This window comes from Exiguobacterium sp. s183 (genome assembly GCF_018617655.1).
Lineage (GTDB): Bacteria > Bacillota > Bacilli > Exiguobacteriales > Exiguobacteriaceae > Exiguobacterium > Exiguobacterium aestuarii_A.
This window is the reverse complement of record NZ_JACSKN010000002.1, coordinates 197465-213177: the sequence shown is the minus strand read 5'-3', so window position 1 is coordinate 213177 and position 15713 is coordinate 197465. Positions and strand designations below refer to the sequence as shown.

The 15713-nt window shown below is 42.6% G+C and carries 15 protein-coding genes; 13 read left to right on the top strand and 2 right to left on the bottom strand.

Annotated elements, in window-relative coordinates:
• The first annotated feature begins 76 nt into the window (after window positions 1-76).
• Window positions 77-1261 (top strand): alpha-amylase family glycosyl hydrolase, encoded by a 1185-nt coding sequence (locus tag KNP62_RS06525; RefSeq protein ID WP_214784572.1) that lies wholly within the window; start codon window positions 77-79, stop codon window positions 1259-1261.
• A 128-nt stretch (window positions 1262-1389) separates the two neighbouring features.
• Window positions 1390-1728: a hypothetical protein gene (locus KNP62_RS06520; protein WP_214784569.1), complete on the top strand. Its 339-nt coding sequence runs from the start codon at window positions 1390-1392 to the stop codon at window positions 1726-1728.
• A gap of 15 nt (window positions 1729-1743) precedes the next feature.
• Here KNP62_RS06520 and galE read toward each other — a convergent pair whose 3' ends face one another.
• Together galE and KNP62_RS06510 are read right to left on the bottom strand one after the other, a co-directional pair.
• Window positions 1744-2760, bottom strand: coding sequence for a UDP-glucose 4-epimerase GalE (gene galE, locus KNP62_RS06515; protein ID WP_214784566.1), 1017 nt, complete (start codon window positions 2758-2760; stop codon window positions 1744-1746).
• 13 nt (window positions 2761-2773) lie between these two features.
• Window positions 2774-4018, bottom strand: a complete 1245-nt coding sequence (locus KNP62_RS06510; RefSeq protein WP_214784563.1) for a hypothetical protein — start codon at window positions 4016-4018, stop codon at window positions 2774-2776.
• A 195-nt stretch (window positions 4019-4213) separates the two neighbouring features.
• Between KNP62_RS06510 and KNP62_RS06505 the strand changes: the two genes are divergently transcribed.
• The 11 genes from KNP62_RS06505 (at window position 4214) to wecB (ending at window position 15713) form a co-directional block, all read left to right on the top strand.
• Window positions 4214-4936 (top strand): YveK family protein, encoded by a 723-nt coding sequence (locus tag KNP62_RS06505; protein ID WP_214784560.1) that lies wholly within the window; start codon window positions 4214-4216, stop codon window positions 4934-4936.
• The gene (locus tag KNP62_RS06500; RefSeq protein ID WP_214784557.1) at window positions 4929-5645 is read left to right on the top strand and encodes a CpsD/CapB family tyrosine-protein kinase; all 717 of its coding nucleotides are present in this window, start codon (window positions 4929-4931) and stop codon (window positions 5643-5645) included. The genes KNP62_RS06505 and KNP62_RS06500 overlap by 8 nt, the downstream gene beginning before the upstream one ends.
• 15 nt (window positions 5646-5660) lie before the next feature.
• A complete protein-coding gene (locus KNP62_RS06495; RefSeq protein WP_214784554.1) occupies window positions 5661-6428 on the top strand; it encodes a tyrosine-protein phosphatase in 768 nt (255 codons plus the stop codon).
• A 280-nt stretch (window positions 6429-6708) separates the two neighbouring features.
• Window positions 6709-8541, top strand: coding sequence for a polysaccharide biosynthesis protein (locus KNP62_RS06490; RefSeq protein ID WP_214785203.1), 1833 nt, complete (start codon window positions 6709-6711; stop codon window positions 8539-8541).
• 48 nt (window positions 8542-8589) lie between these two features.
• Window positions 8590-9828: a DegT/DnrJ/EryC1/StrS family aminotransferase gene (locus KNP62_RS06485; RefSeq protein ID WP_214784552.1), complete on the top strand. Its 1239-nt coding sequence runs from the start codon at window positions 8590-8592 to the stop codon at window positions 9826-9828.
• Window positions 9828-10439, top strand: coding sequence for a sugar transferase (locus tag KNP62_RS06480; RefSeq protein ID WP_214784549.1), 612 nt, complete (start codon window positions 9828-9830; stop codon window positions 10437-10439). The genes KNP62_RS06485 and KNP62_RS06480 overlap by 1 nt, the downstream gene beginning before the upstream one ends.
• 25 nt (window positions 10440-10464) lie before the next feature.
• Entirely contained in the window at window positions 10465-11193 is a 729-nt protein-coding gene (locus KNP62_RS06475; protein ID WP_214784546.1) for a GNAT family N-acetyltransferase, read from the top strand.
• Window positions 11194-11227: 34 nt separating this feature from the next.
• Window positions 11228-12457 (top strand): glycosyltransferase family 4 protein, encoded by a 1230-nt coding sequence (locus KNP62_RS06470; RefSeq protein WP_214784543.1) that lies wholly within the window; start codon window positions 11228-11230, stop codon window positions 12455-12457.
• A complete protein-coding gene (locus KNP62_RS06465; RefSeq protein WP_214784540.1) occupies window positions 12450-13472 on the top strand; it encodes a polysaccharide biosynthesis protein in 1023 nt (340 codons plus the stop codon). Before KNP62_RS06470 ends, KNP62_RS06465 begins: the two co-directional genes overlap by 8 nt.
• Window positions 13469-14581, top strand: a complete 1113-nt coding sequence (locus KNP62_RS06460; RefSeq protein WP_214784537.1) for a polysaccharide biosynthesis C-terminal domain-containing protein — start codon at window positions 13469-13471, stop codon at window positions 14579-14581. The genes KNP62_RS06465 and KNP62_RS06460 overlap by 4 nt, the downstream gene beginning before the upstream one ends.
• A 7-nt stretch (window positions 14582-14588) precedes the next feature.
• A complete protein-coding gene (gene wecB / locus KNP62_RS06455; protein ID WP_214784534.1) occupies window positions 14589-15713 on the top strand; it encodes a non-hydrolyzing UDP-N-acetylglucosamine 2-epimerase in 1125 nt (374 codons plus the stop codon).

Sequence of the window (15713 nt, the reverse complement as noted above, 5' to 3'; positions counted from 1 at the left end):
ATTAGGGCGGCTTTTTTTGTTTTGAAATGGGTGAGAAGTGAAAAAAGGTAGAGAGACAGGAAAAGGAGGGAAACGTATGGATTGGCAACAAATTGAACCGATTCTGAATAAATGGGGTGGCGATGTACAGGCGTGGCATCGCCTATTTGACAAGTGGGAGAGTCATGCCTGGCATGACCACGAGACACCGAGCGAGAAGACGAACGTTCTACTTGTCGATGCGAGTCTCGTCACGACGGACGGGAAGCCTGATATGGGGGCACTTCATGACGTCCTGGCTAAGCATGTCGCGGGCACGATCAGCGACTTGCATCTCGTTTCGCTCTTTCCGTACATTGGGCGCCAGACGGACACGGCGGTCGACCCGCGCATCCGGTTGTATGAAGACTTAGGGGAGTTGAGCGACGACTTTCAACTCATGTACGAGCTCGACCCGGTCGCATACAACGTCGAACAGTTCGATGTACTCTCAGAGACGGACGCACTCATCGAGCGCCTCGCCTATGGGGCGACAAAGATTAGAGTCCATGCCCAGTCCTTCCGAGGGATGACACGCGACGAGGTACAGGACGTACTCAACCTGTGGCATATCGTCTTGCATCACTATAAGCCGAACGGGCAGCTCATTCTCGCTGAGGACGCGCTCGATGAAGCAGAACCGTATCTCGATGTCGTGGACGCCGTCTGTCACTTCGATTTAGCGAGTCACGTGACGCTCGCACTCGCGCAAGGGAAGGCGACGCGACTGACCGAATGGGCACGAAAGATGACGGCACCGCCTGAAGGCAAGACGTACTTCCATTTCTTGTCGAGCGCCGAGCGCGACCCTTTCGAGAAAAATTTGCTAGATGACCACGAGCCGATGCTCCTTGCGGCCCATAGTATCTTGTTTTCGCTTCAAGGGATCCCGTCTGTCGACTATCGGACGCTATTCGGGGTGAGCGGACCGACGGACGAGGAAGAGCTTGTCCAATCGCTGAAGAAAGACGAGACACGACTGAATCGCTTCTCGGGGATCATGGGGCAGCTCAACGTGAAACGGACAGAGCCGGCATTGTCACCTTATGCGACTCAACGGATCATCGACGTCGACTCGCACGTGTTCGCCGTTGAGCGGGAAGGGAAAGGACGTACGGTGCGTCTCTATACGAACGTGAGTGAGGGCGAGGTTGAATTGGATGTTCAAGGGACGAACCTGTTCACGGGGGAACGAATCGAGAAAATCACATTGTCTCCGTATGGTTATGTATGGGTACGCTAATAGGTCTTTTGAATCAAAAATGAATTTTCGTTCATAGGTGTATTGACTCATATGATGAATAGGTGGAAAATGGAAGAGTAGGAAGTTTGTACACATCAATAGTCAGTCATCAAAGGAGCGGATTTCCAATGGATTCATCTTTCTTTCTCATGATGTTTCGGTTGACGATGCAATCATTTCTGTACTGGATGATCGCGATTTTATTCTTAACTTTTGGCGCATACCTCATTCTCTACTTGTTGGACCGGGGGCGTGCGAACGTGTATCGGACATGGTGGCGGATTAGTTTCTATGCGGCCTTCCTCGGTTTCACGGTACTTGGGTATGTGTGGGAGAAATTCATGATGGTCGATGTATGGAAATTTATTGCAGTCGCCTTGCTCGTCGTGGTCATCGACTTCGGGCTGATGTCGCGAAAAGGAAAGACGAATCAAAAAAATCAGCTGACGGAAGAACAATCGTTCTGACGCCAGCTGATTTTTTTAGTTATATCCGTTCGGGTTGTTCGACTGCCAGTTCCAGGCGTCGCGGCACATGTCACGAATGTCATGCTTCGCTTCAAAGCCGAGCATCTGTTTCGACTTCGTCGGGTCGGCAAAACACGTGGCGATGTCACCAGGACGACGCGCCGTCACGTTGTACGGCACCGTCTTGCCACTCTCTTGTTCGAACGCGCGAACGAGGTCGAGGACGCTATACCCTGTCCCTGTGCCGAGGTTGAACGCCTCGACACCGGTTTGTTCCATCACATAGTCGAGTGCCTGCAAATGACCTGACGCAAGATCGACGACGTGGATATAGTCACGGACGCCCGTCCCATCCGGTGTGTCATAGTCGTCACCGAAGACGCTCAATTCGTTCAGTTTGCCGACAGCGACTTGGGTGATGTACGGCATGAGGTTGTTCGGCACGTCGAACGGGTCTTCACCGATCTGACCGGACGGATGTGCCCCAATCGGGTTAAAGTAACGAAGGAGAGCGATGCTCCATTCGGAATCGGCGACGGCGACGTCACGCAAGATGTCCTCGATCATCAACTTCGAGCGACCATACGGGTTCGTCGCACTGAGCGGGAACGACTCGTCGATCGGTGTGCGTTCCGGCATCCCGTACACGGTCGCCGATGAGCTGAAGACGATCCGTTTCACATCGAACGCCTGCATGACTTCTAACAGGACAGTCGTACCGACGACGTTGTTTTCGTAATAGCGGAGCGGTTCTCTCACCGACTCACCGACGGCTTTCAGTCCGGCGAAGTGGATGACGGCATCGATCGTATGCGTCAAGAAAATCTGTTCGAGTAATGCCCGGTCGAGGATGTCGCCGAGATAGAACGTGACTTCTTTTCCAGTCATTGACTCGACTCGGTTCAACGCCTCGCGGCTACTGTTCGACAAGTTGTCGAGCACGATCACCTCGTGTCCGCCTTCAAGTAATTGGAGGACGGTATGCGTACCGATATAACCGGCACCACCCGTCACGAGAATCGTTTGGGTCATATAAAAACCTCCATTATTGATTTAATTTCGTCACACGGACACGCGTCGATCCGTTCTCTCCGATGAAGAGACGGAGTGAATAGTTCTCACTCTCATAGACGACGCCGTCTTCGGTCTCGTATGTCGGTTCGCCGAGCTCGAGGAACGTCTCTTTCGTCTGATCCGTGTTCGACCAGTCGATCGCCTCGACTTGGTCATTTTTCATCGTGAAGAAGAGACCAGGGTAGACGAGATACTCGTGTAGGGCGTCCGAGTCGAAGCCACTTGCGGCACCGACATTTCCGACCAATTCATTCTCATCCATCCCGAAGTAAGCTTCCGGCGATTCGTCAAACAACGTCTGATTGACGGAAGTCGACAACCAGTCCAATACGTCAGCATCATTGATCGAGGTAGCCGTCCATTCAGTGACCACTTCATCGCGTGACACCCAGCCTGCCAGCTCGTTCAAGCCAAGGTCGAGTAGGAGGGCGTCGTCACGTTCTTCGATGACGTCATAACGGTCCCCGATGTCGGCGACGTAGACGACGTTCTCACTGTCCGGCTCACTGAGGAGCGGCGCATTTTTGACGCCGATCCACACTTCTTCGAGTGCCTTCGTTTCGGCGACCGGTTCAGCTTCTGGTGTGACGGGTTGTTCGGTAGCAGTCGGTGTCGATGATGATGTGATGAGGTCAGATACCATCGGATAAGCCGCATACCCACCGACGGATAAAAGGATGATGGCGAGTAGTCCAATCAACCAACCACGACTTTTCTTTCGACGTGGACGAGCCGGTTTGATTTCACGATGGGATTTCATACGCTCCGTCCGTGAAGGGATTGTCGACTCCGGGACGTAACGTGGTTTCGGTGATATCGCTTCAGCGGATGTTTCGGTTTCCGGTTCTGTTGTTTTTTCGGGAAGCGTTTCAACCACCGCCTTAGAGACGATTGGTTCGGCAACGGGTTGTGGTGTTGGCTTCGCAGCTTGTGGGACGAACACTTCCGAGTGAAGCATCTCGCTCTTCTCGAGAAGAGCGACGTAATAGGTCAAAAGGTCTAGCTCCGTCTTCCCTTCTTTCAACCAGTTCGAAAAGTCCGCACCAGATTTTTCTTCAGTGGAGAGTGAAGGATGCATCTCTCCAGTCAGTTCATGATAAGAGGCGGCAAGCGATTTGCCGTCTGCTAAATTTGTCTCAATACGTTGCTGGACGATGTCTCGTGTCTGTCGGTCGAGCGTGGCGTACAGCTGGAGTAGGCGCTCACTTACATGCACTAGGGGTCTCCTCCTTTGTTAAGTTCTTCCTTTCAAAGTTTAGCAGATTTACATGTCAAAAAACCCATTTTTTTAAAAACGGGTCATCAACCGATGAAAATTTTGCTATACTGTTCTGGTATTGTCATTTTAAATATTATCTGCGGGAATTTTCCAGCAGTGAATTTATTGGAACAAAGGAGAGAAGGACAGAATATGAACGAAGAAACGATTTCCCTTGGAGAATTGTTCTCCATCTTGAAGCGGAGCAAGTGGCTCATCGCAAGTTTAACCATCCTCGCAGCACTCATTGCCTTTTTAGTGAGCTCATTTGTGATCAGCCCGACGTATGAGGCGTCGACACAAGTGCTCGTCGCACCAAAAGAATCTCAGAACAACATGATCGACAGCAGTCAAATTCAATCGTCGGTCACGCTCGTCAATACGTATCGTGTCATCATTCAAAGTCCAGCTATCCTTGAACAAGTCCAAGAAAATGTCGTTGGGGCACCCGACAACATCAGTAATTTGATCACCGTGAATAGCGAACAAAACTCACAAGTCATCAACATTGCCGTCCAACATACGAATCCGGTCGTCGCAACAGATATCGCCAATGAGATCAGTCGCGTCTTCTCGAAAGAAGTACCTGAATTGATGAGTGTCGACAACGTCAAAGTATTGTCGGATGCGAACGTGCCAATGTTCCCAGTTAAACCAAATATTCTACTTAATACTGCGATTGCAGCCGTACTTGGGATGATGATAGGAATCGCCATCGCCTTCCTCAAAGTCGTGCTCGATCGTCGCATCAAGACAGAGCAAGATGTCGAGACGATTCTCGAACTTCCGGTACTCGGATCGATCCCGGTCATCGATCGTGTCGAGATGCAGCGACAACGTCAAGCCAACGTGAAAGGGGAAGAGGTCCGTGTTTAAGTTTGGAAAAAAGAAATCAAAACATATTCAGTACGATAAGACAGGACGTGACTTAATCACGGTCCATAAACCAAAGTCACCGATCTCAGAGCAATATCGGACCATCCGGACGAACCTCGAGTTCACAGCGGTCGATGACGAGTTGCAGACAGTTGCGATCACATCATCATCGTCAGGGGAAGGGAAGTCGACGACGGCCTCAAACTTGGCAGTTGTCTATGCTCAACAAGGCAAACGTGTCTTATTAATGGACTGCGATATGCGCCGTCCGACGGCACACTTCACGTTCCGTCTCTCAAACGGTATCGGACTCTCGACAGTGTTAGCTAAGAAGACAACACTCGATAAAGCGATTCACTCTACACAAGTCGAGAACTTAGAGTTAATGGCAGCGGGACCAATCCCGCCGAACCCGTCCGAGTTGCTCTCGTCGAAGATGATGGACAGAACGCTTGAAGAATTGAAAGAGCATTATGACGTCATCATCTTGGACGCACCGCCGATGATGCAAGTCGCAGACACACGCCTCTTGGCACGCAAAGTAAACGGCGTCGTCCTCGTCGTCGGTTGTGACAAGTCAGACCGTCAGATGGTCGTCAAAGCGAAAGAACAATTGGTCCTTGCGGATGCCCATATCCTCGGAGTCGTCCTCAACAAGCGCGAGCCACAAGGCAGCGATGATTACTACTATTACTACGCGTACGAATAAAAGGAGAATCACGCCATGATTGATATCCATTGTCATCTTCTCCCGGCTGTCGATGACGGTCCGGGAACGGTCGAACAAACAATCGAGATGGCGAGACGCGCCGTAGAGGAAGGGGTGACCGCAATCGTGGTCACCCCCCACGCGTTTCACCCTCAATTTGAGACAGAAGACTTGAACGTCCAAGAAGCCGCCGCAACACTTCAAAACGTCTTACGTCAAGAAGGGATCAAACTCGACATTTACCCAGGTCAAGAGATTCGCGTGTTCGGAGATCTCGTTCAGGCGCTAGAAGACGGGGAGGCGCTCTCACTCGCTGGGTCACGCTACGTCCTCGTTGAGTTCCCGAGTGACACGGTCCCAGCTTACGCTGAGCAATTGTTCTTCCGGTTGCAGACGGAAGGCTATACACCGGTCATCGCTCACCCAGAACGAAACAAGGAACTGGCGACCAACCCGAAACGATTAATGGACTTTGTCTCATCAGGCGCGTTGTCTCAAGTAACGACGAGCAGCTTGACAGGGGAGTTCGGTCAGAACGTGAAAGAGATTGCGTTCGTCTTCTTACGCAATGGCTTGAGTCAACTCGTCGCTTCAGATGCCCATAGTACGGGACGTCGTACGTTCTACTGGGGAGCAGCCAAGCAAGCGGTGACGGAGGAGTTAGGGGCAGATCGTTGGGAAACGTTAAAAGAAAACGCAACGGCGATTGTGAAAGACGAGTTCGTCTTTGTCGATCCCCCGATTTTACCGACAAAGAACTGGCGAGGAAAATGGAAGAAGTAAATCCCCTTATTTTTACACATTTCGTTGACAATTAATGACTTTTGTGATTTTTGTCGACACTTGTCGAACGAAAATAGGTTTTAATTCCCTTACCTTGGTTTTTTCATTAGGTCAAAAGTGTTAACCTTAGAATATATTTTAGTAAGGATGTTAAAAGCATCCTTTTTTCTATAATTGACCAAACTAGACAGACATTTAAATTCATAAGGAGGGATCATCGTTGTCGATACCTGATTTAGGTCGTAAGTCGTTACGTACAGGTGTACTTGTCAGTTTAGATATGTTCGCCATTCTATCCGCCATGTTCATCTCTTATTTTTTCTTGTATCCAGTAGAATTCATTCAAAATATCGATCGTAATCATTTTATCGAAACGGCCATTTCATATAGTTCTATCTTCATCATTATGGCAGGATTCAGTCGTTTATATCGGGTGGCTTGGCGGTTTGCAAGCATGACGGAAGCAGTTCGTTTGGCGATGACACTCGCTTCTAGCACGATTTTTTTATACATACTTCAATTCGCTGTTTACGGTGAGGCGATGGAGAGAATGCTGTTCTTAAGTTTTTGTCTCTCGTTACTCATGTTAGGTGGGATTCGTCTCGGTTCACGAATTTATGTGACATGGAAGCAAGATCAGATGTCAATATTGCGTGGACGTAAGATGAAACGAAGAAAAGATGAAAAGCGAACGCTCATCATCGGAGCCGGTCAGGCAGGTCGGATGCTAGTACGTCAGATGAAGCATTCCAATAATCACCGGATGAGTCCAATTGGATTTTTAGATGATAATAAGCATCTTCAAACATTAACAGTGAATGACGTCAAAGTGCTTGGGACGCTCGAACAACTTGAAGAAATTGTCGAGAGTGAAGCTATTGACAAAATCGTGTTTGCAATTCCATCGATGAGTTATCAAGAACGAGTCGCACTGATTCAACGCGCGAAGAAAGTATGTACGAATGTTCATACGCTTCCGATGATTGAAGAAGTGGCAGCTGGGAAAATCGCTGTCAATCAAATGCGTGAAGTATCCATCGAAGACCTCCTCGGCCGCGAACCGGTCGAATTAGATATTACAGGAATTCAGGCGGAGGTCGAAGGGAAGACCGTTTTGGTGACAGGTGCTGGTGGATCGATTGGATCCGAAATCTGTCGCCAAATCTTAAAGTTTAACCCGGACCGATTATTATTGCTTGGTCATGGTGAAAACAGTATTTATCTCATTGAACGTGAACTACGTGAAGCGAAGATTGAAGCTGAACTGATCCCTGTCATTGCTGATATTCAAGATGTGGAACGTCTGCGAGAAGTGTTTATGACCTATACGCCACATCTCGTCTTCCATGCGGCGGCGCATAAACATGTTCCTTTAATGGAAGCAAACCCGCACGAAGCGGTGAAGAACAATATTTATGGAACGAAGAATGTGGCGGAGATGGCCGATGAATTTGGTGCCTCACGCTTCGTCATGATTTCTACCGATAAAGCCGTCAACCCGACGAATGTCATGGGTTCGACGAAACGGATTGCCGAAATGGTCGTCCAGCACTTAGCGAAATCAAGTGAGACAAAGTATGCGATTGTCCGTTTCGGTAACGTACTAGGGAGCCGGGGGTCTGTTATTCCATTATTCAAGTCACAGATTGCTAAAGGTGGTCCGGTGACGGTGACGCATCCAGATATGACACGTTACTTTATGACAATTCCAGAAGCAAGTCGACTTGTCATTCAAGCGGGTACGCTCGCGAACGGTGGAGAAGTATTCGTCCTTGATATGGGAGAACCAGTGAAGATTGTCGACTTAGCACGCAATATGATTCAACTCAGTGGTTTTACGGAAGAACAGATTTCAATTTCGTTCAGCGGTATTCGTCCTGGGGAGAAGATGTATGAGGAATTGTTGAAAGAAGGCGAAGTGCATCCGGAAGCAGTTTATCCAAAAATCTTCACAGGGATTGTTACAGAAGAGCTAGATTTAGATGGCAAATTAGAAAATATGAATCAATTAATGACAGACGAAGCACTTAGTCTATATCTTGTGAATTGGGCGAATGATTGTCTCGACCGATTTGAAAAAAATCACACAGGCAATTTGAAAGAAACAGTTTAATGGTAATTATATTTATAAAAATATCATTTTCAGAAATGAGGCAGTTAGATGCTTGATACAGAATTAGTGAGAAATATTCCTTTTTCTCCACCGGATGTCTCTGATGCGGAAATTAATGAAGTCATTAAGGCTATAAAGTCCGGTTGGATTACAACTGGTCCACGAACAAAAGAGCTTGAAAATAATATTGCTGAATTTGTAGGAGTGAATAAAGCAGTTTGTTTGAATTCGGCTACCGCAGCTATGGAATTAACTTTACGCATTTTAGGTATCGGACCAGGGGATGAAGTAATTACATCGGCTTATACGTATACAGCTTCTGCCTCTGTGATTGAACACGTAGGTGCAAAGATTGTATTAGTAGATACTGCTCCTGGCTCATACGAAATGGACTATACACAATTAGAGCAAGCAATAAACGAGAGAACGAAAGCCATTATTGCTGTCGATCTTGCTGGGAAAATGTGTGATTATGATGCGATTTTTGATATTGTGAATCGTCAAAAAGAGCAGTTCATAGCTAAGAACGAACTACAAAGAAAAATTGACAGAGTAATTGTTATGACGGATGCAGCTCACGCTTTTGGGGCAGAGAGACGTGGTGTAAAGTGTGGTCAGCATGCTGACTTTACTTGCTTTTCTTTCCATGCTGTGAAGAACCTCACTACTGCAGAAGGCGGAGCGGTAGTTTGGCGAAACGAAGGAGATCTAGATGATGAATGGCTCTACAAGCAATATATGCTCTACAGTCTCCACGGACAGTCTAAAGATGCCCTAGCAAAAACACAGAAGGGTGCATGGGAATATGATATTGTGTACCCTGCTTACAAGTGTAATATGACTGACATTATGGCTAGTATTGGTCTGGTTCAGTTGAAACGATATGAAGAAATGTTGGTTAGACGTAGACAAATTATTAAGATGTATGACAATCTGTTACTTCCTCTTGAAGTTGAGACGTTAGAGCATTACGGGGAAGATTTTAGTTCATCAGGACATTTGTATTTAGTTCGTATTCCCAACATTACTGAGGAACAACGAAATAAAATCATCGTAGAGATGGCGAATAATGGTGTGTCGTGTAATGTACACTATAAACCGCTTCCTTTGTTTACAGCTTATAAAAACTTAGGTTTTGATATTAAAAATTATCCTAACGCGCTCAATCAATATAATAATGAAATCACATTACCGCTACACACATTATTAAGTGATGATGACATAAGATATGTCGTTGAAAAGCTTCATAAGGTTTTAAAAGTAATCTTAAGTGAGGTTACTCGTTAATGTATAAAAAATACTTCAAAAGATTAAGTGATGTGGTTATTTCATTACTTGCTTTGCCGTTCTGGTTATTGATTTTAATAGTATTTGGACCAATTATATATTTTCAAGATAAGGGAAGTATTTTTTACAATGCTCCCCGGCTCGGAAAAAACGGTAAAGTATTCAAAATGTATAAATTTAGATCGATGAAATTGAATGCACCTGATATTCGAAATAGTGATGGTTCAACGTTCAATTCTGAAGATGACCCAAGATTAACTTCGATAGGGAAATTCATTCGTAAAACAAGCATTGACGAAACACCCCAACTTTTAAATATTCTCAAAGGTGATATGAGTATCGTCGGACCACGCCCTGATTTACCTGAACATTATGAGTTATATGAAACTAATGAAAACAGAAAGTTGGAAGTTAAGCCTGGAGTGACGGGATTTAATCAAGCCTACTTTAGAAACACAATACCTTGGAAAGAGAGAATACAGAACGATATATACTATGTCGACCATCTATCATTTTTGCTAGATACGAAAATCGTTTTTATTACTATTTTGTCTGTGGTGAGACGTAAAAATGTTTTTGCAGTTAAAAGTGATGACATAGTAAATAAATGAGTTTTTGAAATGGGGGGCTTTGATAGTGATAAAAACAAACGATTCATTTTCATTCAAGCACTTAGACTGGGATACCGATTTTTTCGATGTGAAAAGTGCTAAAGCTATTATAAGTGGCACCCTAACTCTAAAAGAATGGCAAAAATTATTGGATTTCTGTGAAGAGTATGCATTTGTATCTATTGTTAACATGAACTCAGAACCGATTAATTCATGTTTTATAGGTATGAATACTTCTGCTTATTTAGTAGACACAAACATTCAATTTGAAAAAAAAGTTGAACGCATACACCAAACAGCAAACGATGTTGTAATTCAAAATGGCCTAAATAGAAATGAAGAAATTTTAAAATTAGCCAATTTTAAATATTCTAAATTCATCGAAGATCCTCAATTGGAAAAACGAAATGGAAGGGTGGTTTATTTTGAATGGCTAAAAAATGCATTTGAAAAAGAAGATAAGTATTTTGCTATTTCATATAATCAACAGAGTAAAGAAGTTATGGGGTATGCTTTATTTTCATATATTAAAAATGACTGTCTCATTGAATTGATTGCTGTAAATCCTAAATTTAATAATCTGGGGATTGGAAGCAAATTATTCATGGCTGTTCAAAATGAGGCTGCTAACCAGAACTGTATTAATATTCGTGTAGGAACACAGTTTAGAAACTTAGAAGCAATTAACTTTTATCAAAAAGTAGGATGCAAACAAGTTGGTTGTCATCAAATATATCACTTATGGAAAGAGTAATTCTTTCGATTAATAGTAAGGGGCATGAATAATTTTGAAGATTTTATATATTGCAACTTCATTTCCAGAACCGAATAAAGGTGACACTATATATACTGATTTAGCTGAAGCACTCCATGAAGGTGGACATGATATAACTGTTGCAGTAGCAGAGCAATCAAGAAACCTAAATGTCACTACTATGAAAAAAGAACGCGGATTTGATGTACTTCGAATTGTTACAGGTAATTATTATGATGTGAATTTATTTGAAAAAGGGCTCACCACTCTGAAAATCCCTTTTTTAATGAGAAGTGGAATTAAAAAATATCTGAGTAATCATATTTTTGATTTCATATTATTTGAGGCTCCGCCAGTAACAAATGTTAGTCTTGTATCTTGGGCAAAAATAAAGTTTAATTGTCCGGCTTATTTAATGCTTAAGGATATCTTTCCTCAAAATGCTGTTGACCTAAATATGATGCGGAAGAATGGGATATTGTTCAAATATTTTGAGTCGCAGGAGAAAAAATTATATCGTGTTGCAGATACTATTGGTTGCATGTCGCAAGCTAATAAAAAATACATCTTAAATCATAACCCTCAAATTGAACCAGAAAAAGTCACAATATTTCCAAACACAAAAAGAATAATGAGCGATGTAAATTTTGAGGATATTTCTAAAGGTCAATTGAGGAATAAATACAATATTCCGAAGAGCGCATGTTTGTTTTTGTTTGGCGGTAACATGGGTGTCCCGCAATATATTGATATCTTGTGTGAAGCAGTTCTTCATTATAAAGATACTTCGAATATATTCTTTCTATTCGTAGGACGTGGAACCGAGCGATACAAACTTGAAAATATCATTGAACATCACAAGATCTCAAATGCTCTAGTTCTTGAAAATTTACCTCGAGATGATTATAACGAGATAACAAAGGAAGCGGATATAGGATTAATTGTACTCGATCCGAGATTTACAATTCCAAATTATCCATCTCGCATTTTATCTTATATGGAATATGGAAAGCCTGTTCTGGCAGTAACGGATGAAGTGTCAGATTTAAAGGATTTAATTGATACCGCGCAATGTGGTGAATGGGTCCATTCGAAGAATACATCAGAGTTTTTGAATAAGATCGATGATTTATCTAAACGAGAAGACTTGAGTCAATTAGGCAAAAATGGACGTAAATATATGGAGCAACATTTAAGTGTCGAACAGTCTGTACAAATTCTAGAGAAACATTTTATGGACCAAGAAAGGACTAACTATGTTTAAAGAAAAAACATTACTAATTACTGGTGGAACAGGGTCTTTTGGCAACGCGGTTATGGAGCGTTTTTTAGAAACCGATATTAAAGAGATCCGGATTTTTTCACGTGATGAAAAAAAACAAGAAGATATGCGTAAAAAATATCAAAATAGCAAATTGAAGTTTTATATTGGTGATGTACGGGATCAAAATAGTGTGAAAAATGCAATGTATGGGGTGGACTACGTTTTTCATGCGGCTGCACTAAAGCAAGTTCCTTCTTGTGAGTTTTTCCCGTTAGAAGCTGTAAAAACAAATGTACTAGGAACTGAAAATGTTTTGAATGCTGCAATTGAAGTAGGTGTCAAAAAAGTAATTTGTCTTTCGACTGATAAAGCAGCCTATCCGATCAACGCAATGGGGATTTCAAAAGCAATGATGGAAAAAGTGTTTGTTGCAAAGGCTAGAACAATCGATGCTACACAGACATTAATTTGTGGGACTCGGTACGGGAATGTTATGGCTTCTCGAGGCTCAGTTATTCCTTTATTTATTGAGCAAATTAAAAATGGTGAACCACTTACAGTAACTGACCCTAACATGACTCGTTTCTTAATGAGTTTAGAAGAAGCAGTAGAGCTTGTTGTGTTTGCATTTAATAACGCAGTTGCAGGGGATATTATGGTTCAAAAGTCTCCAGCATCAACTGTAGGAGACTTGGCGCTAGCTTTAAAAGAATTATTTGAAGCTGATAATGAAATCAAAGTGATTGGTACGCGTCACGGGGAGAAAGCTTTTGAAACTTTATTGACTCGCGAAGAGCATATTGTAGCGGAAGATTTAGGTGGGTTCTATAGAGTCCCTGCAGATACACGTGATTTAAACTATGATAAGTATTTCAGTGAAGGAGACGAACAGCTTACTCAAGAGACTGAATATAATTCAAACAATACAGAGCGTCTCTCAGTTGAGGAGATTAAGCAGCGGTTGTTGACATTGGATTACGTACGAGACGAACTCGAAAAGCGGATCAATGTATGAATATTTTAATTACAGGTTCAAATGGGTTTGTCGGTAAAAATTTAGTTGCTGAATTGAAGAATCAGGGTTACGAGCACTTGATGCTTTGCAATCGTAACACGACAGAAGAAGAACTACTCTCGTATACACAGAAAGCTGATTTTGTTTTTCACTTAGCAGGTGTAAATCGACCTAAAGAAGATGAGGAGTTCAAGTCAGGGAACCATGGTTTTACAGAGAAACTAGTAACATTACTTTCAAAGCGTTCTATTAAGCCTCCAATCATGTTTGCCTCTTCCACTCAGGCTGAATTATCTAATCCATATGGAGAAAGCAAACGTGAGGCGGAAAGCGTTATTCGTAAGTACGGCCAAGAGAATAGTGTAGAAGTGATGATCTATCGGTTTCCGAACCTTTTCGGTAAATGGTGTAAGCCAAATTATAATAGTGTAATCGCGACATTTTGTCATAACATTTCTCATGATATTCCTATTCAGGTGAATGATGAATCGACAACGTTGACTGTTGCCTACATAGACGATGTGATTTCGAGCTTAATTTCTATACTGAGTGAGAATAAACGAAACGGTGAAAAAGATTTCTACAACGTATCACCAACATATGATGTAACACTCGGTCGATTAGTTAATTTGTTAACATCTTTCAAACAATCAAGAAGTGATTTATCTATCGCTCAACAGGATGATGGATTGGTCAAAAAGTTATATAGTACGTATTTAAGCTATTTGCCTGAGCGCGATTTTTCTTATGAATTGAAGATGCATCAGGATGAAAGAGGTTCATTTACAGAATTCATGCGCACCCCAGATCGAGGTCAGGTATCCGTCAATATTTCTAAACCAGGCATTACGAAGGGGAACCATTGGCATCATACGAAAAATGAAAAGTTTCTTGTGGTCAGTGGGGAAGGTGTGATTCGTTTTAGAAAAATCGACTCGGCTGAAATCATTGAGTATTTTGTAAGTGGAAAAAAGCTGGAGGTAGTTGATATTCCAGTAGGTTATACACACAACATCGAGAATTTAGGGAATCAAGATATGGTTACGTTAATGTGGGTAAATGAACCATTTGATCCAAATCGACCTGATACATATTACTTGGAGGTTTAAGACATAAATGAAGAAATTAAAAGTTATGACGATTGTAGGTACGAGACCAGAAATCATTCGTTTATCCGCGACAATTAATCGACTTGAAGAGTCAGAGGCAATCGAGCATGTGCTAGTGCATACAGGACAAAACTATGATTACGAATTAAATGAAGTGTTTTTTGAAGATTTCAATTTGAGAAAACCTGATTACTTTTTAAATGCAGCGAATGGAACAGCTACGGAAACAATTGGTCATATTTTAATTGCGATTGATCCGATTTTAGAAAAAGAGCAACCTGAAGCAGTATTAATCTTAGGAGATACAAACAGCTGTTTATGCGCAATTGCAGCGAAGAAACGTAAAATCCCGATTTTCCATATGGAAGCAGGAAATCGTTGCTTCGATCAACGTGTTCCTGAGGAAACGAATCGTAAAATTGTGGATCATATCGCTGATATTAATTTGACATATAGTAGCATTGCAAGAGAGTACTTATTAAGAGAAGGCTTGCCAGCTGACCGTATTATCAAAACAGGCAGTCCTATGTATGAAGTTTTAGAGTCGAAACGAGCAGAGATTGAAAATTCAGATGTACTATCACGACTAAACTTACTAAAAGGCAAATATTTTTTAGTTTCTGCACACAGAGAAGAAAACATTGGTTCAGAAAAAAACTTTATAAATTTGGTGGATTCATTAAACTCAATTGCCGAATTATATGATTTGCCAATTATATTGAGTACACATCCCCGGACTCGAAAAATGATTGATGAGAAACAAGTGAAATTCCACAAAAATATTCAATTACTAAAACCGCTTGGTTTTATTGACTATAACAATCTTCAAATTAATGCAAAAGCAGTATTAAGCGATAGTGGGACAATTAGTGAAGAAGCCTCTATATTAAGTTTAAAGGCGCTTAATATTAGAGAGGCGCATGAAAGACCTGAGGCAATGGAGGAAACTACAGTTATAATGTCTGGTTTGAAGAAAGAAAGAGTAATTCAAGGTTTAAAGAATTTAGAACAATTCGAATTTACAAACAATATAATTGTTCGAGACTACGAAGTAGAAAATGTGTCCTATAAAGTTATTAAAATTATCATTTCATATGTAGATTATATTAATAACAATATTTGGAGGAAATGA

Coding starts and splice junctions, on each gene's coding strand:
- KNP62_RS06460 (WP_214784537.1), top strand. CDS start 13,469: ATGAATATTTTAATTACAGGTTCAAATGGGTTTGTCGGTAAAAATTTA.
- KNP62_RS06490 (WP_214785203.1), top strand. CDS start 6,709: ATGTTCGCCATTCTATCCGCCATGTTCATCTCTTATTTTTTCTTGTAT.
- KNP62_RS06520 (WP_214784569.1), top strand. CDS start 1,390: ATGGATTCATCTTTCTTTCTCATGATGTTTCGGTTGACGATGCAATCA.
- KNP62_RS06505 (WP_214784560.1), top strand. CDS start 4,214: ATGAACGAAGAAACGATTTCCCTTGGAGAATTGTTCTCCATCTTGAAG.
- KNP62_RS06525 (WP_214784572.1), top strand. CDS start 77: ATGGATTGGCAACAAATTGAACCGATTCTGAATAAATGGGGTGGCGAT.
- wecB (WP_214784534.1), top strand. CDS start 14,589: ATGAAGAAATTAAAAGTTATGACGATTGTAGGTACGAGACCAGAAATC.
- KNP62_RS06495 (WP_214784554.1), top strand. CDS start 5,661: ATGATTGATATCCATTGTCATCTTCTCCCGGCTGTCGATGACGGTCCG.
- KNP62_RS06465 (WP_214784540.1), top strand. CDS start 12,450: ATGTTTAAAGAAAAAACATTACTAATTACTGGTGGAACAGGGTCTTTT.
- galE (WP_214784566.1), bottom strand. CDS start 2,760: ATGACCCAAACGATTCTCGTGACGGGTGGTGCCGGTTATATCGGTACG.
- KNP62_RS06485 (WP_214784552.1), top strand. CDS start 8,590: ATGCTTGATACAGAATTAGTGAGAAATATTCCTTTTTCTCCACCGGAT.
- KNP62_RS06480 (WP_214784549.1), top strand. CDS start 9,828: ATGTATAAAAAATACTTCAAAAGATTAAGTGATGTGGTTATTTCATTA.